This window comes from Methylorubrum pseudosasae, from assembly GCF_029504475.1.
Classification (GTDB): domain Bacteria; phylum Pseudomonadota; class Alphaproteobacteria; order Rhizobiales; family Beijerinckiaceae; genus Methylobacterium; species Methylobacterium extorquens.
This window is the reverse complement of record NZ_JAQGDU010000002.1, coordinates 2,290,383-2,313,209: the sequence shown is the minus strand read 5'-3', so window position 1 is coordinate 2,313,209 and position 22,827 is coordinate 2,290,383. Positions and strand designations below refer to the sequence as shown.

Genomic DNA, 22,827 nt, shown 5'->3' with positions numbered 1-22,827 from the left:
GCCGCGTCAACGGGGGCAACCGGCGGGTGTTCCACCCGCCGTTGCAGAGCCGCGCTCAGCGCCCCGGCGTCAGGGCCGCGTCGAGCACGCGGGCGACGTGGATCGCGTCGCGGCCGAGACCGTCGTGGATCTGGTGGCGGCAGCTCGTGCCGTCGGCGACCACGAGGTCGTCGGCGGACGCCTTCCGCAAAGCCGGGAACAGCGACAGCTCGGCCATGGCGAAGGAGACGTTGATCGTATCCTTGCCGTAGCCGAAGGCGCCGGCCATGCCGCAGCAGCTCGATTCGATGACCCGCACATCGAGCCCCGGCACCGCGCGCAGCACCGTCTCCACCGACCCCATCACTCCGAACGACTTCTGGTGGCAATGGCCGTGCAGGTGGGCGACCCGGCCGCCCTGGTCGGCGAGCGGGAGGCTGATGCGGCCGGCGGCGAGATCGGCGGCGAGCAGTTCCTCGAACAGCAGGGCGCTCTGGGCCAACTCGCTCGCCTCCGCCCGCGGCAGCAACGACAAGAATTCGTCGCGGAAGGTGAGGAGGCAGGAGGGCTCCAGGCCGACCACGCGGGCGCCGGCCCGCACGAAGGGCAGGAGCGTGTCGAGCGTGCGCCGAGCCTCCTCCCGCGCCCGGTCGGTCTGGCCGGAGGCGAGATAGGTGCGGCCGCAGCAGAGCGGGCGGCTGCCCTCATGGGCGACGACGCGGTGCAGGCGGTAGCCGGCCGCCCGCAGCACCCGCTCGGCGGCTTCCAGATTCTCGCGCTCGAAGGCGCGGTTGAAGGTGTCGCCGAACAGGACGAGGTCGCGGTGGTCACCCGCCACGTCCTCGGGATGGGCAACCTCGCCGCTCTCCCGCCAGGGCCGGCGCCATTGCGGCAGTGAGCGACGGGCGGAGAAGCCGGTCCATGCCTCACCGAACCGGGCGAGCGCCGGGTAGCGGTTGCGCAGGTTGAGCAGCGGCGCGAGGGCGGCGGCGACACCGGCGTAGCGCGGCATCTCGGCGACCAGCCGCTCCTTCAGCGGCAGGCCGTGCCGAGCGTGGTAGTGGTGCAGGAACTCGACCTTCATCTTCGCCATGTCGACGCCGGTCGGGCATTCCCGCCGGCAGGCCTTGCACGACACGCACAGATCCATCGTGCGCTTCATTTCGGGCGACAGGAACGCGTCCGGCCCGAGCTGGCCCGAGATCGCCAGGCGCAGCGAGTTGGCGCGTCCGCGGGTCAGGTGCTGCTCGTCGCGGGTGGCGCGATAGGAGGGGCACATCGCGCCGCCGGCGAGCTTCCGGCAGGTGCCGTTGTTGTTGCACATCTCGACCGCCGGGCCGAACCCGCCCCAATCCGACCAGTCCAGCGCCGTCTTCTGCGGGGCGCTCACCGCGTAGTCGGGGCCGAAGCGCATCAGCGTGCGGTCGTCCATCTTGAGCGGGCGGACGATCTTGTTCGGGTTCAGGCGGTTGTCGGGGTCGAAGCCGTCCTTCACCGTCTCGAAGGCGCGGGTAAGTTTCGCGCCGAACAGCGGCTCCACGAACTCCGAGCGCGAGATGCCGTCGCCGTGCTCGCCCGAATAGGAGCCCTTGTGGCGGCGCACCAGCTCCGCCGTCTCCTCGGCGATGGCGCGCATCTTTTTGACGTCGCCGCCCTGCTTCATGTCGAGGATCGGGCGCACATGCAGGCAGCCGACAGAGGCGTGGGCGTACCACGTGCCGCGGGTGCCGTGCCGCGTGAACACCTCGGTGACCGCGTCGGTGTAGTCGGCCAGATGCTCCAGGGGGACGGCGCAATCCTCGATGAAGGAGACGGGTTTGGCGTCCCCCTTCATCGACATCATGATGTTGAGGCAGGCCTCGCGCACCTCCCAGACCGCCTTCTGGCGGTTCGGCTCCACCACCTCGACGACCGCGTCGGGAAAGCCGTGATCGGCCATGCATTGGTCGAGACGCTTGAGGTCGCGCTTCAGGGCGGCGAGGTCGTCGCCCGCGAACTCGGCCAGCAGCAGGCAGTTCGGCTGGCCCCGCGTGATGTCGGCCAGGGTCGTGCGGAACAGCGGGATGTCGGCGCCGAGCACGAGCACGTTGTTGTCGACGAGTTCGACCGCCACGGGGTCGAGGGCGACGATCGCCTTCGTCGTCTCCATCGCCGCGCGGAACGAGGGGAAGTGACACACGCCCATGGCCCGGTGGGCCGGCAGACGGGAGAGCTTGAGCGTCACCGCGGTGGTGGCGGGCGAGCGTCCCCTCCGAGCCGACGAGGAGGTGGGCGAGGTTCGGGCGCGGTTCGATCAAGGAATCGAGATTGTAGCCGCCGACCCGCCGCTGCACCTTCGGGTATTTTTCCGCAATCTCGTCACGGTGCGCGTCGGCGAGTGCAAGCATTCGCCGCGCCAGATCCTCCGCCCGCGCGCCGCCGGTCACGGCGCTCGCCGCGTTGCCGGTGAGCCCGAAGCCGAAGGCGGCGCCGTCGTGGAACAGCGCCTCGATGCTGAGCACGTTATCGCTCATCTTGCCGTAGCGCAGCGAGCGGGCGCCGCAGGAATTGTTGCCGGCCATGCCGCCGATGGTGCAGCGGGTCGCGGTCGAGGGCTCGACAGGGAAGAACCAACCGTCGGCTTTCAGCCGTGCGTTGAGGCGCTCCAGCACGTGGCCGGGCTCGACAGTGACCGTGCCTGCTTCCGCGTCGTAGGCGAGCACGCCGTTGAAGTGGCGCGAGCAATCGACCACGAGGCCGGAGCCGATCGGCTGGCCGTTCTGCGAGGTGCCACCGCCGCGCAGGATCACGGGGACGTCGTAGTCGGCCGCGACCTTCAGCGTCGCGGCGATGTCGGTGGCACTTTTGGGGAAGACCACGCCCGCCGGCATGATCTGGTAGATCGAGGCGTCGGTCGCGTAGCGTCCGCGGGTGAAGGCGTCGAAGCGAGCCTCGCCCTGCAGCACCTCCGCAAGCTTGCGCGGCAATCCGGCCGCGTTGCGGGCTTGTGCCCGCGCGCTGGAGGCCAGTGCCTCGAACGCTGCCTCGCCCGGTTTCGCGCTCGCGCCCAAGTGGAACCTCCCTCCCCGCGCCGCAGCCTGTACGGGCGCACGGCTTTTTGAATTCATAATTCCACCGCGGGGACGGGTCAAACGCGGTGGGGTCGCAGCGTTCCTTCCACGGCAAAGCGGCCGCCGAGGGGATCGGCGGCCGCTTCGATGGGCGGATGGTGGAGAACGGTCGGGAGCGGCGGTTACAGGGCGATCCGCTGCGGGATCGCTCCCGGTCGATCGACCAGAGGCTCGGGCCACACGATGGCGCGGGCGGGCGTGGCGCGCGGAGGCTGCATGATGGGGCCGTGGCGCAGGAGGATCGGGTGCGGCTCCGGTGCCGGCACCACCGGGGCCGGGCGCGGCGCAGCCGGCCGAAGGCTGCGTTCCATGAAGCTGCAGACCAAGGGCACGATGTCCTGGCGGAAGCGCGAGCCGTTGAAGATGCCGTAATGCCCGGCGCCCGGCTGCCTGTGGTAGGTCTTGGCCGCCTCGGGCAGGTTCACCGCGAGATCGAGCGCGGCCTTGGTCTGGCCGAGGCCGGTGATGTCGTCCTTCTCGCCTTCCACCGCCATCAGGTGGCAGCGGCGGATCGCGCCGAGATCGACGCGTTCGCCGCGATGGCGCAGGGTGCCGCGGGGCAGGTCGTGACTGATGAAGACCCGCTGGATCGTCTCAAGGTAGAACTCAGCGGTCAGGTCCATGACTGCGAGGTACTCGTCGTAGAAGGCGCGATGGCGGGCGGCCGAGTCGCCATCGCCGCGCACGAGATGGTCGAACATCGCGTGGTGGGCGTCCCGGTGGCGCTCAAGGTTCATCCCCATGAAGCCGGCGAGCTGAAGGAAGCCCGGATAGACCGCGCGGCCCGCTCCCGGATATCCGCCGGGCACCCTGTGGATGCAGTGCCGCTCGAACCACGCGAAGCCCTTCTCCTCGGCCATGAGGTTGACGGCGGTCGGCGAGCGGCGGGTATCGACCGGCCCGCCCATCAGCACGGCCGAGCGCGGCACGAGCGGGTGATCCTCCGCCTCCATGCGGGCGATGGCGGCTAGCACCGGCACCGAGGGCTGACAGACCGCCGCGACGTGGAGGTCCGGCCCGAGTGCTGCGAACAGGGCGATGCAGGTATCGATGTAATCGTCGAGGCCGAAACGGCCGGCGCTCGCCGGCACCTGACGCGCGTCGGACCAATCGGTGATGAAGACCTGATGGCTGGGCAGGAACGCCTCGACCGTGCCGCGCAGCAGCGTGGCGTAGTGGCCCGACATCGGCGCGACGATCAGAAGCTTCGGCTTCGCCTCCAGTTCCGCGGAGGGCTCGCCGAAGGCGACGACGCGGCAGAAGGGGCGCTCCCAGACCACCCGCTCCGGCACGTCGAGCCCGAAGGCCGGCTTGGCGTAGACGCGGGTCGCGCGCTCGAACATCTCGCAGCCCGCAGCCATGGTGCGGCTCTGCGGGGCGTAGGCGAAGGGATTGAACGGGTTTTCGCAGGCAAGCTTGGTGGCTTCCGCCGCCAAGCGCATCGGTGCGAGCATAAGATGGCCGGCCTCGTAAAGAGGATACAGCATGCGAGCGCTTCCCTGGGAGCAGCTCGCTTGAATCAAGCTGTCCTTTTCTTGAGTTCGTGAGGGTTAAAACTCCGAACCCCAAGGAAAGTTTCGTTTGCTCTAGTTGGGTTGTGGATCAGAGCAGTCCCGCTCTCTCGAAAAGGGCGCCGCACCGGCTCGGCGGAGGCCGCGTGTCTCGTAGAACGCCCGCTGCGCTGCCTCGCCGGGAGGAAAGACAGTGGTAACCGGGCGTTCTTTGAGACACGCTTGACCGGTGACGTGGCGATCGGGGTGGCGAGCGAGGGCGCCACCCCGAGCCGGTCAGGCGTTGGCCTGCGTCACGAATTTCGTCGTCAGATAGGCCTCGATCGCCTCCGAGCCGCCCTCGCTGCCGTAGCCGGAATCCTTCACGCCGCCGAAGGGCGTTTCGGGCAGCGCGATGCCGTGGTGGTTGATCGAGATCATGCCGGCCTCGATCCCCGCCCCGATCCGGTTCGCCCGGGTGCCGGAGCGAGTATAGGCGTAGGCTGCGAGCCCGTAGGGCAGACGGTTGGCCTCGGTGAGCGCCTCCGCGTCGTCGGAAAAGCGCCGGATCGCCGCGATCGGCCCGAACGGCTCCTCGTTCATGATCCGGGCCTCCAGCGGCACGTCGGCGAAGACGGTGGGCTCGAAGAAGTGGCCGCGATTGCCGATGCGGCTGCCGCCGGTGAGGAGGCGCGCGCCCTTTGCCTCGGCATCGGCCACGAAGGCCTCCATCGCCTCGACCCGGCGGCCGTGGACGAGCGGGCCCATCTGCGTCTCGGGATCGAGCCCGTCGCCGACCTTGAGCGCCTTCGAGGCGGCCACGAACCCGTCGATGAAGCGGTCGTACACGCTCTCCTGCACGAGGAAGCGGGTCGGGGCGACGCAGACCTGTCCGGCGTTGCGGTACTTGTTGGCGGACAGCACCCGCACGGCGGTGTCGATGTCGGCATCGTCGAACACGATCGCCGGGGCATGGCCGCCGAGTTCCATCGTCGCCCGCTTCATGTGCTGGCCCGCGAGCGCCGCGAGCTGCTTTCCGACGGCCGTCGAGCCGGTGAAGGTGATCTTGCGGATCACCGGGTGCGGGATGAGATAGCCGGAAATCTCGGCCGGATCGCCGTAGACCAGAGCGAGCGCGTCGCCGGGCACGCCCGCATCGAGGAAGGCGCGCACCAGTTCGGCGCAGGAGGCCGGCGTGTCCTCGGGGCCCTTCAGTATGACGGGACAGCCGGTGCAGAGCGCCGCCGAGAGCTTGCGCACCGCCTGATTGATCGGGAAGTTCCAAGGCGTGAAGGCGGCCACCGGCCCGACCGGCTCGCGGGTGACGATCTGCAACACGCCCTCGGCGCGGGCGGGGATGACCCGGCCGTAGGCGCGCCGGCCCTCTTCGGCGAACCACTCGATGATGTCGGCCGCCACCCCGGTCTCGACCCGTGATTCGGCGAGCGGCTTGCCCTGCTCGACGGTCATGGTCCGGGCGATGTCCTCCGCGCGCTCGCGCATCAGCGCGGCGGCCCGGCGCAGCACCTTGGACCGGTCGAAGGCGGAGACCCGCCGCCACGCGGCAAAGCCCCGCTCGGCCGCCTCCAGCGCCTCGTCGAGATCGGCCCGCGTCGCCACCGCGACCCGGCCGATCGCCTCGCCCGTGGCGGGGTTGAGAACGGCCAGGGTCTCGCCGCCGCCACCGGGGCGCCAGCGGCCGGCGATGTGAAGCGAAACGTCGAGGTCCATGGGCCATCTCCGCGGAAAGGGACGGCCTTTCATATAGGCACCGCGGTGCCGGGGCACCCGCCCCGGATCGCATCCGGCCTACCCGGTGGCCGCGGGCAGGCCCAACGCCACGCGCCCCTGCCAGGGTTCGGCAGAGGCGCGCGGTCGGTGACGAGAAGGGCCGTGTTACGCGGCGTGCCACACCGGTGCGTCGGCCCAGGCGCTGTGCCCATCGAGCTCCGCGGCGAAGACGCCGTCGAGCCGCTGCCGCTCACCGTCCACGAGGGCGCCGTCCACCGCCACAGGACGGCAGCGGCCGTGCTCGCCGGCCGGCACGAAGTCCGGATCGGTCAGCATGCCGTCCTCGCCGGCGAACCAGACCCGGCTGCCCATGTCGTAGCCGGATGTTTCCGGTTGCGGCCGCGCAACGGTGCGTCGCCCCTCTGCCAGCCGCTCGAGCGCGACGTCCGTCGGTCCGATATCGCGCCATGACACCCGTCCTCCGAACACCGAGCGCGGCGGAGCCACCCTCACATCCAGAATCGGCTCCTGGGGAACACGACCCACGGACGCACACCCCAATGGCGCAACACGGTGGTTCGCAGTCCCGGTTCGGGATGGGCGCCGGCGGGCACGGTGGACGGCTTCCTGCCCTCCTGGGCCCCCTCCCCCTCGGACCGAGGCCGGATCGTCCCCGGTTGTCCCTGGACGGAGCAATGAAACCGGCGGCTGTATTGCATGACGAGGGCGGTGACCGCTGGATGTCGCGATCGAGTCGCACAGCCGGTGGTACGCTGATGCCGCTTGGGGGGCCGATGCCGGCTTGACGACATGACGACCTACACAGCCACGCGCGGAGCCATTCCGCTCGCCTCCTACGATCGGCCTGCCGCGTCCGCCGGGCAGTCCCCTTCCATCGCGCCCGCGCAACTCCTGGCGATGCTCAAGCGCCGCCGTCGGCTCATCGCCCTCTCGATGATCCTCGGCACGCTGGGCGGCGTGGTCGTCGTCGCGCGGACGGAACCGAACTACGTCGCCACCGCCCAGGTCATCATCGATCCGCGCGCTTTGCGCGTGGTCGAACGGGAGGTGACGCCGAGCATCGACAACGCCGACGCGCAGATCGCATCGGTCGAGAACGAGATGCGCGTCCTGCGGTCGAGCACGGTGCTCAACGCCCTGATCACCCGCGACCGGCTCGATGAGGATCCCGAATTCGCCGGCGAGCCGCCCGGCCTGCTGCGCCGGGCGAAGGCCGCGATCCTCGGCCTCGTTGGCCTGTCGCCGCCCCGCTCGCCCGATCCGCGCCGCGCGGCGCTCCAGACCCTGGAGCGCAAGATCGCCGTCCGCCGGGCCGAGCGCAGCTTCGTCGTCGAGGTGCATGTCGCGACCCGTGATCCCGACAAGTCGGCCCGGATCGCGAACGAACTCGTGACGCTCTACACCGAGCAGGCGAACCGGACCCGGTCCGAGCTCGCGCGCCGCTCCGGCGCCTCTCTCGACGATCGCCTCGCCGAATTGCGCGCCGCCGTGCGCGCCGCGGAGAACCGGGTTGCGACCTTCAGGAGCGAGCACGACCTCGTCAGCGCCGACGGCGCCCTCACCAGAGACCGGCGCCTGCGCGACCTCAACACGCAGCTCGCCGCCGCCCGGGCCCGGTCCACCGAGGCCCTCGTCCGGATGGAGCAGGCGAACGCTCTGCGCGGCCGGCTCGACGGCCTGTCGGAGGCCGTCCAGTCCCAGGCCATGATCCAGTTGCGCTACCAGATTACCGAGGCCCGCCGCCGCCGGGCCAACCTCGCCAACGTGCTGGGACCGCGCCACCCCGAGCTGAACTCGATCGGCCGCGAGATCGATGCCCTTCAGGATCAGCTCGGCCAGGAGCTGCAGCGGATCGGCGACGCGGCACGGAACGATTATCGCAGGGCCAAGCAGACCGAGGAGGAGCTGCGCAGGACGGTGGAGACGATGTCGACGGCCTCGCTCGCCGACGACCGCGCGCTCGCCGAGCTGCGGGCGCGGGAGGCGGAGGCAGAGGCCCAGCGCAAGCTGTTCGCCCAGTATCTCGTGCGCTCCCGCGAGCTCATCGAGCAGACGCAGGTCGATGTGAACAACATCCGCGTGATCGGCGCAGCGATCCCGCCCGAACTGCCGACGAACTTGAGCAAGGCCATCGTCCTCGTGCTCGGAACGCTGATCGGCCTGGCGCTCGGCATCCTGGCGGCGATCGCCCTCGGCGTCCTGCGCGGCGAGGCGGCATCCCTGCCGCGATACCCGGTCGGGTCGGGCGGAGCGGTGATCGCCTGACGCCCCCTGCATCCCTGCGGCCGGAGACCCTCCGCCATCGGCGGCCGCAGGGGCCCTAAACGCCTTTCCCGAGCCTCGCGCCATGACCGCAACCAGCATGACCGCAACCAGCCTGACCGAAACGAGCCTCCCGCCAAACGCCGTCCGGGCCGCGCCGTCGTCGATCGGGTTGTCCGGCGCGCGGTGGCGCGCGGCCTTCGTCGTCTTCGCGGTGCTGATGTGCGCGAACGCCTTCTACGTGCTCTTCCTCGGCAGCAACAACGAGGTCGGCAATACCAAGACGCTGATGCCGTCGAACCGGAACAACCTGCTCTATGTCGGGCTCTGGCTCTGCCTCTACGTCCTGTCCCTCGGCGTGGTGCTGCGGGACATGCGGCGCAACGGGATCGACCTCTGCCTGGTCGCCGTCCTTCCATTCGCCGGCTATATCCTGCTCTCCACCTGCTGGGCGACCGATACCTGGGCGTCGCTGGTTCCGGCGGGGATGCTCGTCCTGAACATCGCCATCGCCGCGGCGCTGGCCTGCATCGTCCATCCGGCGGTGTTCCTGAGCCTGTACGCCTGGACCAACGTCTTCCTGGTGGCGTCCTCCCTGGTGATGGTGGTGGTGATGCCCGATGCGGTGCGCACCGACATCACCCGGCCGGGCCTGCTGATGTCGGGCGAGCTGTTCGGCGCCTATGGCAGCAAGACCCTGCACGGCATGTCCGCCGCGAGCGCGATGCTGATCCTGCTGTTCCTGCCCAGTGCTAGCCCGCGGGGCCTGCGCGGACCGGCGCTCGGCATCCTCGCGCTCGGGCTGATCCTGGCCAACTCGATGTCCTCCGTGAGCGGCATTGCGGTGGCGGGCCTGACGCTCCTGGCCGCCCGGATGCTGCCCGGCTGCGGCCGGGCCATCTTCGCGACGGTGACCGGGTTCGCGATCCTGCTCTCGCTCTTCCTGCCCTTCATCGGGGTCGGCGACATCGCCGTCGCGCTCGGCCGCAGTCCCGATTTTACCGGGCGCAGCAACTTCTGGCCCTACGCCCTCGAAGTTTTTCGCGATCGACCGGTGTTCGGCTACGGCTATCTGAGTTTTTTCAACACCGATCCGTTCTCGAAGGCATGGAATGTGTGGGAGCGAGAGATGTTCTTCTTCACACCCGATTTCCACAACACCTTCCTCGACACTCTGGTCGGCTTGGGCCTCGTCGGCGGCGCGTTCTATCTCGTCCTGCTCTTGGCCTCGTCCTGCATCTTCGCGCATCCGAGCCTTGAGCGGCGCACCGCCTTCCTGCTCTCGGCCCTCCTGATCGCCTTCATCCTCAACAGCGCGACCGGCTATCTTTTCCTCGCACACAACCGGATGTCGACGATCTTCCAGTTCTACTGCTTGTTCGTTCTCTGCCGCTGGTATCGGCCGCACTTCCCGCAGCCGGCCGTCGTCTGAGCGTCACGCCGCCAGACCTGTCTCGGGTGAAGCGGCGTTCACGTGCGCAGGAAGGCGTTCCCGAAGCCGGCGTCGTCTGGACCCTGCCGCTCACGGCAATGGACGGCCGATCCGCCGGGATGATCGCTTCGATCGTGGGGGAGTTCGGCGCACCATCGGTGCCGGGCCGATGCCATGCGCTTCGAGCCAGTCGAGCGGTCACGAAACATCGCCGCCCCGGACGGACAGACCCGCGCCGGGGAAAGCTTCATCAACGCGCCGCGTCGGGAAGTCGTGTGTGAGACCGCTGTGTGAGCGCGGTCATTCTCGCTTTTTGATTTTCGCCCCAACTCCTTCCGATCACTCAGGAAAGAGTTTGGTGCGGCCAAGAGGACTCGAACCTCCACCCCTCGCGGGACTAGCACCTCAAGCTAGCGCGTCTACCAATTCCGCCATGGCCGCCCTTGCCGCCGTGCCGCTTGTGGCGGCCGGTGTCTTGTGTGGGCGGCGCAGCGGATAACAGATGCCCGGGACGTGCACAAGCGCCGGATTCGTTTCTTCGCGTTTTGCCGCCTCGAAAACCGCTCAGGGCATCGTGCCCACGTCGTCGAGGATCGGCACGGCGCCCTCGCCGATGGTCACACCGGGGGTGCGCACCACCTCGGCCTTGCGGATCAGCTCGGTCACCTCCACGGAGATGCGGTTTCCGGTCACCACGATCTGCCCGCGGGCGATCGGGTGATCGTTGGCGAGGATCTCGACCATGTCGGTCTCGGTGGCCTCCAGCTCGATCACCGCGCCGCGGCCCATGCGCAGCAGCATGTGCAGCGGCATGTGGCTGCGCCCCAGCACGACCTTGAGATCGACCTGCAATTCGTCCAGGACCGCCACGCGCGGATGCTCCGTTTGTTAAAAACCCGGAAAACCTTCCGCACGCGATGGTGAAGTCTTGGTAAACAATTCCTTCACGGCACCCGCTTCCCGGCTTTCAATCGCACCCGCGACATTCCTGCCGCGGGCGGACGCGCCGCCGGTGGTCTGGCGCGTGACCGACACCCTCGTCGATTACCAAGAGGCGGAGGCCGAGATGGAGGCGCGCACCACGGCCATCGCCCGCGGCGAGGCGGATGAACTCGTCTGGCTCTTGGAGCATCCGCCGCTCTATACGGCGGGCACTTCGGCCAAGACCGCCGACCTCGTCGAGCCGGACCGCTTCCCCGTCCACCGCACGGGCCGTGGCGGACAATACACCTATCACGGGCCGGGCCAGCGCATCGCCTACGTGATGCTGGACCTCAACCGGCGCCGGCCCGATCTGCGGGCCTACGTGGCGAGCCTGGAGGCGTGGCTGATCGCGACGCTCGGCGCCTACAACATCCGGGCCGAGCGCCGCGAGGACCGGGTCGGGGTCTGGGTGCGCCGACCGGACAAGGGGCCGACCGTCGAGGACAAGATCGCGGCGATCGGCATTCGCGTGCGGCGCTGGGTGAGCCTGCACGGGATCAGCCTCAACGTCGAGCCGGACCTCGCCCACTTCTCCGGTATCGTGCCCTGCGGCGTGCGCGAGCACGGGGTCACGAGCTTGGCCGATCTCGGCCGCATCGTCAGCCTGCCCGAGGTGGACATGGCGCTGCGCGCCGCCTTCGAGCCGATCTTCGGCCCGACGCGCGACGAGGCTCCCTGACCAAGATCAGCGGTTTCGAAAGGGCAAGCCCTTTCGCGGGTCCAGGGCGGAGCCCTGGTGGTGGGTGAGCCGGGACGCTGCCCCGGCGCCCCGCCATAGGGGTGACCCCTTTGGATTCCCAGGACTTACGCGTCGGCGGTGGCCGTTGGGGCGACCGGGCGTGCGGACGGCGTTGCCCGGCGCAGGCGGAGACCCGCGCGCAGCAGCGGCAGCACGAGGCGGGCGAGCCGGATCTGGCCGGGGAGCTGCCGCGGCATCAGCGGGCGGTAGGCGAGGCGCGGGCTGGCGCGATCGACCGCCGCGACGATCTCGCCGACCCGCGGCAGGGCGGCGATGCGGCGGGCTTCCGCCTCGGTGATGCCGAGCCGGCGCGCCCAGCCGAGATCGCGGGTGAGCCGGCCCTCGTCGTAGAGGCGGCGCAGCCGCGCCCGCCAGACGTAGCGGTAAAGCGCGCGGGGCACTGCCTCCATGCGGGCATCGCACAGGGCGTCGGGCTCCTCGCAGCGGGAGCGGATCGTGTCGGCGACGCCCGCCGGCCGCGCGGCCGGTGAGCCGGGCCGAGATCAGCACCAGCACCGCCCGGTCATGGCGCACGCGAAAGCCCCGCTGGAGCAGCGCGCCGACGAAGGCGCCGTCCTCGCCGAGCGGAATCTCCGGCATGCCGCCGACGTCGCGGTAGGCGGGAAGCCGCACGGCGAGCGAGGCACCGATGGTGGTGCGGTGGCAGGGCCAGGGATCGTGCGGATCGGGATCGATGCGCGCCTCCATCTCGGTGATGAGCGCGTCGTAGGTGTCCTCCAGCCGGCCGCGGGCGGGCAGCGAGGGCGGCAGCAGGGCCGCCTCCTCCGGGATCAGCTCGACCCGGCCGGCGACCGCGTCGGCGCCCGCCTCCAGGGCGGCGAGGTTGGCCGCGACCCAATCCGGCGGCACGATGCTGTCGGCGTCGGTCGTCAGGAGCGTCGCCGTCGCGGAGGCCGTCCCCTCCGCTTCGAGCCACGCGACCGCCGCGTCCATCGCCGCGCGGCGCGCCCAGCCCGCATGCGCCCCGGCATGAACGCGCTCGATCACCCGGACGGGAATCGAAAGCGCTGGCACGAGACGGGCGACGATCTCCGCCGTGTCGTCGGTGCAGTTGTTGAGGAACAGCACGAGCCCGAGCCGCCCCGGCGCGAGGCCGGTCTGCCGGTCGATCGCCGTCAGGCAGCGGGCGATCCGCTCGGCCTCGTTGCGCACGGGGATGGCGATGAGGGTGTCGAGGCGCGACGGCGTGGGGGAAACGGGCGGCACGGACAGGCTCCGGGAAAGCCGATGGGAGGCGCCGGAAGGCGGGCTCCACGCGGCGCGTACGCCTCCATAGGCTGCGCTTGATGAACCGCGGCTGATGGTCTCGCGCCACGGAACGGCGCGGGCGGGCCCCGGTTTCCCGCGCACCCCCGTCAGCAGGCAGCCTTCAACGGAGGCTTCGAAGAATCGTCCAGGGATCGCGCGGGATCCGGACCCCTCATCGCGGCGCGCCGCAGGAACCCGAAACGATGATCGTCCTCTACGGCATTGCCCTGCTCGCCGGCATCGCCACGGCCGTGCAGCCCGGCCAAAGCACGCAGCTCGCCAAATCCTTCGGCGAGCAGCCCTTCGCGGCCGGGCTCGTCTCGATGCTGGTCGGCACCGTCACCATGCTCGGCATCGGCCTCGCGACCGGGCGGCTGCACCTGCCGAGCCTTCAGCAAGCCGGTCAGACGCCGATCTGGGCTTGGTTCGGTGGTGCGCTCGGCGCCGGCGTCATCCTGGCCCAGCTCTTCGTCGCGCAGCGGATCGGCGCGGCGGCCTTCCTCGGCCTTCTCGTGACCGCGGGCGTCGTCACCTCGATCACGCTCGACCATTTCGGGCTCGAAGGCTTCACCGTCCATCCCGCGAGCGTCACGCGCCTTCTCGGTGGGGCGCTGATGATCGCGGGCGTCGCCCTGGTGGCCCTGTCCTGACGGGGTTCGCCCGGCTTAGCCCTACTCCGCCGCCTGCCGAAGCCGGGGCGAGGCCGGAGCGGCTGTCCCGGCCCGCGCCCGCGCCAGTGCGGCGTCGAGGGCGTCGCTCAGCGAGGTCACGAGCAGGTCGGCGGAGATCGCCCGGCGCAGGCGGCCGAGGGAGGCCGGGTCGCGCTCGCGCCAGAAGCCGACGAGGATCGTCACTCCCGGCGCGGCCTTGCGGGCGCGACGGATGGTCAGGCGGATCTGCGACAGGCTGATCGGGTCGAGATAGGAGAAGCAGATCATCGCCGGGCGCTCGCCCTCGGGCAGACCGTTCCGCAACGCGTCGCCCGGCGCCACCCGCGCTCCGAGCCCGTGGCGGGAGAGCGTCTGAGCGAGCATCAGCGTCGCGGCCTCGTCGAAGGCGCCCCCGCTCGGCACGCACAGGACCGGCGCCTCGCCGCGCCAGGCCGAAGCCAAGTCGTCCGGGCCGAGCACGATGCCGGCGGTGTGCCGGTCCGGCCCCACCGCGGCGAAGGCGGCCTCGGCCTCGGCCCCGATGGGCTTGCGCGAGCGCCGCGGCATGCCGCGCTTGCGCGCCAGCCCCAGCGCCTCGACCACCGTGCGGAAGCCGGCGCCGACCTCGCCCTGCCGCTCCCGGTCGAGCATGCCGCGCGCCGCATCTTCCTGGGCCATGCGCAGGCCCGGAAGCACGACCTCGTCGTAGTAGGTCACGAGCGCCCGCTCCTTCAGGAACAGCCGCCCCTGATCGACGGCCTCGGCCGGATCGCCCGCCAGCATGCGCTGGTAGAAGATCTCCTGGGGGCCGAGCGCCGGGCGGTCGCCGAGGATCACGTCGAGGAACCACAGCCGCTCGACATGGCGGCCGAGCACTACGAGGCAGACGGTCAGCGGGGTGGCGAGCAGGAGGCCGATCGGCCCCCACAGGAAGGTCCAGATCGTCGCCGCGAGGATCACCGCAATCGGCGAGATGCCGGTCGAGTGCCCGTAGAGCAGCGGTTCGACCACGTGGCCGGCGATCGGCTCGATCACGACGAACAGGATCGCGACTTGGATCGCCATCGACCAGCCGGGATCGACGGCCACGGCGATGGCGAGCGGCAGCGCCGCCGAGAGCACCGCGCCGACATAGGGCACGAAGCGCGAGATGCCGGCGATGACCCCGAACAGGATCGGGCTCGGCACGCCGATGAACCACAGGCCCACGCCGATCACGAGGCCGAAGGCAACGTTGAGGATGAGCTGCGCCACGAAGAACCGGCTGAGCCGGCTCGTGGCGTCGTCGATCGCCGCGGTGGTGCGGCGCAGATCGCTCGATCCCGCCAACCGGATCGCGCGGTTTCGCAGATCCTCGCGCTGGAGCAGGATGAAGATCGTGAACAGCAGGATCAGGCCGAGCGTCGCCAGCGGGTGCAGCACCCCGCCCGCCACGCTGCCAAGCGTCGTCAGCAGCCCGGTGCGGGGAGCGTGGATCTCGACCTGCATCGGCCGCTCCGCCGTGCCGAGCGGCGCGTTGGTCTCGGACTCGGTCTTGGCAGCGGGCGGCTGCAACTCCTTGCCAATCTCCTCGGCCATGTCGAAGAAGCCGGAGAAGGTGTCCGACAGGCTTCCGCGCTCGGCGGTGGCGGCGCGCAGGGCCGTGATCTTGTCGCGCAGGGTCAGCGAGTAGCGCGGCAGATCGGTCGCGAGCTGCGCCGCCTCGCGGGCGATCAGGCTGCCGATCGCGCCGAGCAGGCCGAAGGCGAGCACCACCACCAGCAGCACCGCCGCCACCCGCGGCACGCGGACGCGCCGCAGGGCCCGCACGGCGGGCACGAGGACGAAGCTCAGCAGGATGGCGAGCGCCACCGGCACGAGGATGTCGCGGCCGAAATACAGCGCGCCCGCGAGCGTCACGACCAGCAGCATCGAGGCGAGCGTCGTCACCACCGGCAGCGCCTGCCGCAGGAGCCGCGTGGTGACCGGATCGGTGGTCATGGAAGCCTCATGATGGCGGACTCGTCAGGCGTCGAGAGAAGAAAGCGGCCTGTCCCCGGCAGCCAACAGGTGGTCCCCTTCATCCCCCCTCATCCTGAGGTGCCGCGCAGCGGCCTCGAAGGATCTTCCAGCCAGCCACGCGATCTCTGGACGATCCTTCGAGGCCCGCTGCCGCGGGCACCTCAGGATGAGGATGAGGGTGGGATCAGCGATGGATAGTCCGCTCCCTCAATCCCCCGCCCCGATCGCCGTGCCGATCTGGGTGAGCAGTTTGGGGAAATCGATCGGTTTGGGGTGATAGTCGTCGCAGCCGGCCTGGATCGCCTTGTCGCGGTCGCCCGACATGGCGTGGGCGGTCAGCGCGATGATCGGGATGGCGCGGGTATCGGTCGCGGCCTTCAGGGCGCGGGCGGTCGACCAGCCGTCGAGGATCGGCAGGTTCATGTCGAGCAGGATCACGTCGGGCTGGGCGGCGCGGGCCTGCTGCACGCCCGCCTCGCCGTCATGAGCGAGCACGACCTCGTAGCCGCGGCGCTTGAGCCGGCGGGACAGGAAATCCCAGATCTCCTCGTGATCTTCCACCAGCAGGATTTTGCCCGACACGCCTGAACCCCTTCTCGCGCCGCACGCGCTGTGGCCACACAACGCACGGAAAGCCGTTGCGGTAGCATAGGATCATTTGCAAAACCGCGTCCCTCCCACGGCCCCTCGCCTTGTGTCGCTCGGGCCGGGCCGGCTATGGGGCTTGGCGGCGGGATCATGCGAGGCGTTTGCGGTGCGACAGGGCGATGCGGAGGGCGATGATCCGCGCGTCGCAGCGCTGCTCGCGCGTCTCTCGGACGACGAGGTGCCGTTCTCGATCGCCGGGCGCGACGACCTGGCCGGACTCACCCTGTCGCGCGCCGCGCTGAACGGTCACATCGATCCGACGTCGCCGCCGCGCTGGTGGATGGAGGGCGGGGGCGGGCTCGACCTCGCCGGCGCCGACCTCGCCGACGCCCGGCTGGAGATGACCGACTTTTCCGACGCCAACCTGCGTCGCGCCTCGCTCGCCGGAGCCCTCGCGCGCTCGGCCGGCTTCGCGAATGCCTGCCTGGAGGAAGCGGACTTTGCCGGCGCCGACCTCAGCGGCGCGCGCTTTACCGGAATTGCCGGCGGGCAGGCCTCCTTCCGCGAGGCGATGCTGGAGGATGCCGACTTCTCCGACGCCACCATGCGCTTTGCCCGGCTCGACAAGGCTTTGCTCGACGGCGCCCGCTTCGAGAGGGCCGACCTGTGGGGCACCGACTTCACCGGGGCGGATGCCGACGATTCCGTGTTCCGAAAAGCCCGGCTCGACGAGGCCAACCTCTCCGACTGCAATCTCACCGGCGCGGATTTCGAGGGCGCGAGCCTGAAGAAGGCGCGGCTCGTCGGCTCGCGGCTGCGCGGCGCCAACTTCTCCGGGGCCCACCTCGACGGGGCGGACCTGTCGGGGGCCGACTTCTCCCGCACCAGCCTCGTGCGGCTTGACCTCACGACGTGCAAGCTGCACCGCGCGCGCTTTGCCGGCGCGTGGCTGGAAGGCGTGCGGCTCTCCGTCGAGCAGATCGGCGGGATGGTCGGCGAGGAGGCGGCGGGCGAGTACGAGGCGGCGCAGGCGAGCTATCTCGCGCTCGAGCGCAACCTTCAGAGCATCGGCAGCCCCGAGGGCGCGAGCTGGGCCTACAAGCGCGGGCGCCGCATGGGCCGCCGCCATGCCGGCGTGCGGGCCCGCGAGGCCTTTTTCGCCCGCGATGTGCGGGGAACGCTGAGCTCCGGTTACCGCTGGATCGCCGACCGCTTCGTCGAGTGGCTGTGCGACTACGGCGAGAGCTTGTCGCGGATCGCCCGCGCCTTCCTCGTCGGGATCTTCCTGTTCGCCGGGGCCTATGGGGCGACGGGCGGGCTCTTCCACGAGGGCGAGAACGCGCCGACCTACAACCCGCTCGATCTCGTGAGCTACAGCGCGCTCAACATGATGACCGCCAACCCACCCGAGATTGGGGTGAAGCCGCTGGGCCGCGTCACCAACCTGCTGGTCGGGTTGCAGGGGGCGGCGGGGATCGTGCTGATGGGGTTGTTCGGCTTCGTCCTCGGCAACCGCCTCCGCCGCTGACTTTTGATTTCGCATCCGCGGAAAAGCCGGCCACACCGGGCGGATGCAAACCGTGACGACGCGGCTGCGACGCCGACGAAGCCATGATGCCGACGAAGCTGACGGGAGACATCACCGTGACCGTACAGGACGGGAAGGTGCCGGAAACCGGGCCGACCATGGCCGATTTCCGCAATCTCGCCGACGCCTTGCCGCAACTCGCCTGGATCGCCGAGGCCGACGGCACCCTCGTCTGGTACAATCGCCGCTGGTACGACTACACCGGCACGACGCCCGCCGAGATGGCCGACCATGGCTGGCGCAAGCTGCACCACCCGGACCATCTCGAGCGCGCCGCGGAGCGCTTCGCCAGCTGCATCGCGGCGGGCGAGTCGTGGCAGGACACCTTCCCCCTGCGCGGCAAGGACGGCCGCTACCGCTGGTTCCTGTCGATGGCCGAGCCGGTCCGCAATGCGGAGGGCACCGTCCTGCGCTGGTACGGCACCAACACCGACGTCACCGAGACGCGGCTCGCGCAGGACGCTTTGGGCCATTCCGAGCAGCGCTTCCGCGCGCTGGTGGATGCTTCGGCCGCCGTCATCTGGAGCACGACCGCGCAAGGGGAGCTGATGCCGCCTCAGCCGAGCTGGGCCGCCTATACCGGCCAGAGCGACGAGGCCTATCAGGGCTGGGGCTGGATCGACGCGATCCATCCCGACGACCGGGCGCGGGTCGCCGAGGTCTGGGCCGAATGCGTCGAACGGGTGACCGTGTTCGAGGTCGAGTACCGCCTGCGCCGCCACGACGAGGTCTGGCGCGACATGGAGGTGCGCGGCGTGCCGGTGCTCGCCGAGGACGGCTCCATCCGTGAATGGGTCGGGCTCAACATCGACATCACCGCCCGCAAGGAGGCCGAGGCCGCGATCGAGCACGCCCGCGCCGCGGCGGAGGCTGCCAACCTCGCCAAGAGCCAGTTCCTGGCCAATATGAGCCACGAGTTGCGCACGCCGCTCTCGGCGGTGATCGGCTATTCCGAGATGCTCGGCGAGGAGCTGGAGGATTTGGGCCAGGCCGAGCTGCTGCCGGACCTGCGCAAGATCGAGTCGTCGGCCCGCCACCTGCTCGGCCTCATCAACGACGTGCTCGACATCTCCAAGATCGAGGCCGGTCGCCTGACCCTGGCGGCGGAAACCTTCGATGTCGTGTCCTTGATCGAGGATGTCACGGCGGCCACGCAGAGCCTGATCACGAAGAAGCGCAACCGCTTCCGCCTCGATTTCGAGGGGGATCTGGGCGCCATGCATCAGGACCAGCTGAAGCTGCGCCAGTCGCTGATCAACCTGATCGGCAACGCGGCGAAGTTCTCGGAGGATGGCGAGATCATCCTCGGTGTGCGGCGCCTGCGGGAGGACGGGGCCGACTGGCTGAGCTTTTCCGTCTCGGATACCGGCATCGGCCTGACGCAAGAGCAGATCGGCCGGCTGTTCGAGCGCTTCTCCCAGGCGGATGAATCGACCACGCGCCAGTTCGGCGGAACCGGCCTCGGGCTCGCCATCACCCGCGCCTTCGTCGAGCGGATGGGCGGCACGATCGGCGTCGAGAGCACCTTCGGCGCGGGCGCGACCTTCACGATCCGCCTGCCGGCCGAACTCGCCGCCCACGAGGAAGAGGTCGAGGCGGAAAGCGTCGCCGCCCGCGTTCAGGAGATCACCGAGGGCGAGGCGCATCTGCACGACGTGGTTCTGCTCGTCGATGACGACCCGGCCGCCCGCGATCTGCTCCAGCGCTTCCTCGAACGCGAGGGGTTCCGCGTGCGCACCGCCAATGACGGGCGGGCCGGGCTGACATTGGCCCGGGCGCTGAAGCCGCGGGCGATCCTGCTCGACATCGAGATGCCGCGCATGGACGGCTGGGCGGTGCTGCACGCGATCCGCACCGATCCCGAGATTGCCGAGACGCCGGTCATCATCACCAGCGTGGTCAACGAGTTCAGCCTTGCCCACGTGCTCGGCGCCACCGACTACATGGTCAAGCCGATCGATTGGGGAGCGCTCAAGGATGCGATGGAGCGCTACCGCCCCGTCGACCGCGAGGGCAGCGTGCTCGTGGTCGATGACGACGCCGATGCCCGCGAGCGGGTGCGGCGCACGCTCCAGCGCGACGGCTGGCAGGTGCGCGAGGCCGAGAACGGCGCCGCCGCCCTGGAGAGCCTGGATCAAGTCCGCCCGAGCCTGATCCTGCTCGACCTGATGATGCCGGTGATGGACGGCTTCGCCTTCCTGCGGGCGCTCCGCGGCCGCCCCGACGGCGACAGCATCCCCGTGGTGGTGCTCACCGCCAAGGAGATCACGAGCGAAGAGAAGGAGAGCCTCGGCCGGCAGGCCGACCGGCTCATCGTCAAGGGCACGATGAGCCTCTCCGAGATCGGCCGGCAATTGCGCGACCTCTACAGCCACCAGGACGGCACGCCGCTGCCGGGCAAGATCCAGAGTTTGATCGACAAACTGTCGCCGTAGGTCATCCCAGCCAGCGCCGTCACCCAGAGGTGCCGGAGCCAAGCGCAGGCCTCGAAGGGGCTTCCAGGGATCACACCGGGTACTGGAAGACCGTCTGAGGCCGCTTTGCGGCAACTCAGGGTGAGGATGCGGGTGAGATCTTCGCTGCCTCCATCGCCCGCGCCAGCCCGTTATAGACCCGCGGATCGGTCATCTGCGCCACGTTGAAGCGCATGAAGCTGCCGGCCGTCTGCGAGACGCTGAAGACGTTGCCGGGGGCCAGCACCAGACCCTCCGTCAAGCCGGTGCGGGCGAGAGCCGCCGCGTCCTGCCCGTCGGGCAGGCGGCACCACAGGGTGAAGCCGCCGCGCGGCACGATGCAGGGCGTGATGCCGAGCGAACCGAGCCGGGCGGTGGCCTCCCGGCGCGCCCGCGACAGGCGGCGGCGCAGGGCTTCCAGATGCTTGCGGTAGCTGCCGTCGGCGAGCGTGCCGGCGATCAGCTCGGCGGCAACCGGGCTCGGGCCGCCGAAGCTCGTCGCCACCTGGAGATCGACCAGGGCCTCGATCCAGTCGGGGCGCGCGGCGATGAAGCCGCAGCGGATCGAGGCCGACAGCGTCTTCGAGAAGCTGCCGATACGGATGACGCGGTTCAAGCCGTCGAGGGCGGCGAGCCGGGGTGAGGGTTCGGGCTCCAGGTCGGCGAAGATGTCGTCCTCGACGATGGTGAGGTCATGCGCTGCCGCGAGCGTCAGGAGCCGGTGGGCATTCTGCGGCGAGAGCGTCGCGCCGGTCGGATTGTGGAGTGCCGAATTGGTGACGTAGAGGCGCGGGCGATGCTCGGCGAGCGCCGCGGCGAAGGCCGCGAGGTCGGGCCCCGTCGGCGTGTAGGGCACCCCGATGATCCGGACCGCGTGGACGCGCAGTAGAGCCTGGAAGTTGAAGTAGCAGGGATCGTCCACGATCACCGTGTCGCCGGGCCGCAGGAGGAAGCGGCCGATCAGGTCGATGGCCTGCGTGCCCGAGGCGGTGAGCAGCAGCTGATCCGCGCCGAATTCGATCCCCTCCCCCGCCATCCGGCGCACGAGGTGACGCCGCAGAGACAGCGCGCCGCGGGTGACGCCGTAATCCGTCAGCACCGCATCCCCGGCCTGCGCGAGGCCGCGCACGGCCCGGCGGATCGCCGCGTTCGGCATCCATTCCGCCGGAAGCCAGCCGCAGCCCGGCTTGAGCATCTCCGGTCCGGCATCGAGCGACTGGCGCGAGACCCAGAGCGGATCGATTGCCCGCTCGCGCTGCGGCTCCGCCTCGGTGAGCGCCAGCGGCGAGACCGCCCCCGAGACGAAGAAGCCGGAGCCCGGCCGCGCCCGGATCAGCCCTTCCGCCGCGAGCCGGTCATAGGCTTCGACCACGGTCGAGGGCGAGACGCCCATGGTCGTGGCGAAGCGGCGGATCGAGGGCAGCTTCTCGCCCGGGCTCAGCGCCCGGGCGGCGAGTTTGGTGCGGATCGCCGTCATCACCGCCGCCGTACGGCCCACGGTTTCATCCGTCATGTCGCGGTCGCTCAAGCATACGGGTGCAATATGCCATACAGTTCGGTTTGAACTGTAGGGTACTGTTTCTGTCGCCGCTAGGGTTCAGGCTCTAACCTCGCATCGCCCTTCGAGACGAACGATGCCTGAACATCACACGAACAATTCGGTTGGAAAGACCTGGCACGGGTGGGGCCACGGCCTCCTCGGCGTGCTCATCTTCAGCGGCTCGCTGCCGGCGACGCGGGTGGCGGTAGGCGGTTTCACGCCGCTCTTCCTCACCGCCTCGCGCGCGGTGATCGCCGCCGGGCTCGGAGGCGCGCTCCTGGCTCTGCTGCGGCAGAAGCGGCCGGCGCGGGGCGATCTCATGCCGCTCGCCGTGGTGGCCCTCGGCGTGGTGGTCGGCTTTCCCCTGCTCACGGCGCTGGTGCTCCGGCACATCACCTCGGCCCGCTCCATCGTCTTCATCGGCCTGCTGCCGCTCGCCACCGCCCTGTTCGGTTTGCTGGGGGCCGATGACAGGCCGAACCCCGCCTTCTGGCTGTTCTCGGGCGTGGGCAGCGTGCTGGTGGCGGGCTTCGCCCTGGCGCGCAGCGACGGCGCCGACCTGACGGGCGACGGGCTGATGCTGGGGGCGATCCTGCTCTGCGGTCTCGGCTATGCCGAGGGCGCCCGCCTGTCGCGCCGGCTCGGCGGCTGGCAGGTCATCGCCTGGGCGCTCGTTCTGGCCGCGCCCGCCATGGCCGTTCTGGCGCTCGCCACCCTGCCGGATTCATGGGCCGGGATCGGCCTGCCGGCCTGGGCCGGGCTCGGCTACGTCTCGGTCTTCAGCATGCTGGTCGGCTTCGTGTTCTGGTATCGCGGGCTGGCGCTCGGCGGCATCGCCGGGGTCGGGCAACTGCAACTGCTCCAGCCCTTCTTCGGGCTCGCGCTCGCCGGCCTTCTGCTGGGCGAGCCGGTCGAGGGGGCGATGGTCGCGGTCGCCGCCGGGGTGGTGCTGTGCGTCGTCGCGGCGAAACGGTTCGCCTGAAGGTGATC

The 22,827-nt window shown here is 70.1% G+C and carries 14 protein-coding genes, 1 tRNA gene and 2 pseudogenes; 7 read left to right on the top strand and 10 right to left on the bottom strand.

Annotation, left to right across the window (positions count from 1 at the left end):
- Window positions 1-55: 55 nt before the first annotated feature.
- The 4 genes and pseudogenes from M2437_RS11760 to M2437_RS11745 form a co-directional block, all read right to left on the bottom strand.
- Window positions 56-3,029: pseudogene (locus M2437_RS11760) on the bottom strand (FAD-binding and (Fe-S)-binding domain-containing protein).
- A 182-nt stretch (window positions 3,030-3,211) separates the two neighbouring features.
- Window positions 3,212-4,576, bottom strand: a complete 1,365-nt coding sequence (locus M2437_RS11755; protein ID WP_253387503.1) for a polyhydroxyalkanoate depolymerase — start codon at window positions 4,574-4,576, stop codon at window positions 3,212-3,214.
- A gap of 300 nt (window positions 4,577-4,876) precedes the next feature.
- Window positions 4,877-6,310, bottom strand: a complete 1,434-nt coding sequence (locus tag M2437_RS11750; protein WP_253387502.1) for an NAD-dependent succinate-semialdehyde dehydrogenase — start codon at window positions 6,308-6,310, stop codon at window positions 4,877-4,879.
- A gap of 165 nt (window positions 6,311-6,475) precedes the next feature.
- Complete coding sequence (locus tag M2437_RS11745; protein WP_253387501.1) at window positions 6,476-6,784, bottom strand: hypothetical protein; 309 nt, start codon at window positions 6,782-6,784, stop codon at window positions 6,476-6,478.
- Window positions 6,785-7,120: 336 nt separating this feature from the next.
- Between M2437_RS11745 and M2437_RS11740 the strand changes: the two genes are divergently transcribed.
- Both M2437_RS11740 and M2437_RS11735 read left to right on the top strand, forming a co-directional pair.
- The gene (locus tag M2437_RS11740) at window positions 7,121-8,596 is read left to right on the top strand and encodes a GumC family protein (RefSeq protein WP_253387500.1); all 1,476 of its coding nucleotides are present in this window, start codon (window positions 7,121-7,123) and stop codon (window positions 8,594-8,596) included.
- Window positions 8,597-8,678: 82 nt separating this feature from the next.
- Window positions 8,679-10,025, top strand: a complete 1,347-nt coding sequence (locus M2437_RS11735; RefSeq protein WP_253387499.1) for an O-antigen ligase family protein — start codon at window positions 8,679-8,681, stop codon at window positions 10,023-10,025.
- A 356-nt stretch (window positions 10,026-10,381) separates the two neighbouring features.
- On the opposite strand, the gene M2437_RS11730 is transcribed toward M2437_RS11735, so the two are convergent.
- Window positions 10,382-10,466, bottom strand: a tRNA-Leu gene (locus tag M2437_RS11730).
- A gap of 123 nt (window positions 10,467-10,589) precedes the next feature.
- Complete coding sequence (locus tag M2437_RS11725) at window positions 10,590-10,895, bottom strand: FliM/FliN family flagellar motor switch protein (protein WP_003601400.1); 306 nt, start codon at window positions 10,893-10,895, stop codon at window positions 10,590-10,592.
- Between the two features lie 100 nt (window positions 10,896-10,995).
- Between M2437_RS11725 and lipB the strand changes: the two genes are divergently transcribed.
- Window positions 10,996-11,688: a lipoyl(octanoyl) transferase LipB gene (gene lipB / locus M2437_RS11720; protein WP_253389619.1), complete on the top strand. Its 693-nt coding sequence runs from the start codon at window positions 10,996-10,998 to the stop codon at window positions 11,686-11,688.
- Between the two features lie 125 nt (window positions 11,689-11,813).
- Here the strand turns inward: lipB and M2437_RS11715 are convergent.
- Window positions 11,814-12,975, bottom strand: a pseudogene (locus M2437_RS11715) (glycosyltransferase family 2 protein).
- Window positions 12,976-13,220: 245 nt separating this feature from the next.
- Here M2437_RS11715 and M2437_RS11710 point away from each other — a divergent pair.
- The gene (locus M2437_RS11710; RefSeq protein ID WP_253387497.1) at window positions 13,221-13,667 is read left to right on the top strand and encodes a DMT family transporter; all 447 of its coding nucleotides are present in this window, start codon (window positions 13,221-13,223) and stop codon (window positions 13,665-13,667) included.
- A 21-nt stretch (window positions 13,668-13,688) separates the two neighbouring features.
- On the opposite strand, the gene M2437_RS11705 is transcribed toward M2437_RS11710, so the two are convergent.
- On the bottom strand, window positions 13,689-15,647 hold the full coding sequence (locus tag M2437_RS11705; protein ID WP_015952386.1) for an AI-2E family transporter: 1,959 nt from the start codon (window positions 15,645-15,647) through the stop codon (window positions 13,689-13,691).
- Window positions 15,648-15,875: 228 nt separating this feature from the next.
- Complete coding sequence (locus M2437_RS11700) at window positions 15,876-16,250, bottom strand: response regulator (protein ID WP_003601316.1); 375 nt, start codon at window positions 16,248-16,250, stop codon at window positions 15,876-15,878.
- A 172-nt stretch (window positions 16,251-16,422) separates the two neighbouring features.
- Here M2437_RS11700 and M2437_RS11695 point away from each other — a divergent pair, with 172 nt between their 5' ends.
- Both M2437_RS11695 and M2437_RS11690 read left to right on the top strand, forming a co-directional pair.
- Entirely contained in the window at window positions 16,423-17,784 is a 1,362-nt protein-coding gene (locus tag M2437_RS11695; RefSeq protein ID WP_253387496.1) for a pentapeptide repeat-containing protein, read from the top strand.
- 83 nt (window positions 17,785-17,867) lie between these two features.
- Window positions 17,868-20,279: a hybrid sensor histidine kinase/response regulator gene (locus tag M2437_RS11690; protein WP_499006737.1), complete on the top strand. Its 2,412-nt coding sequence runs from the start codon at window positions 17,868-17,870 to the stop codon at window positions 20,277-20,279.
- 115 nt (window positions 20,280-20,394) lie between these two features.
- Here M2437_RS11690 and M2437_RS11685 read toward each other — a convergent pair whose 3' ends face one another.
- Window positions 20,395-21,810 (bottom strand): aminotransferase-like domain-containing protein, encoded by a 1,416-nt coding sequence (locus M2437_RS11685; RefSeq protein WP_253387494.1) that lies wholly within the window; start codon window positions 21,808-21,810, stop codon window positions 20,395-20,397.
- Between the two features lie 121 nt (window positions 21,811-21,931).
- Here M2437_RS11685 and M2437_RS11680 point away from each other — a divergent pair, with 121 nt between their 5' ends.
- Window positions 21,932-22,819 (top strand): DMT family transporter, encoded by an 888-nt coding sequence (locus M2437_RS11680; RefSeq protein WP_253387493.1) that lies wholly within the window; start codon window positions 21,932-21,934, stop codon window positions 22,817-22,819.
- Window positions 22,820-22,827 lie beyond the last annotated feature (8 nt).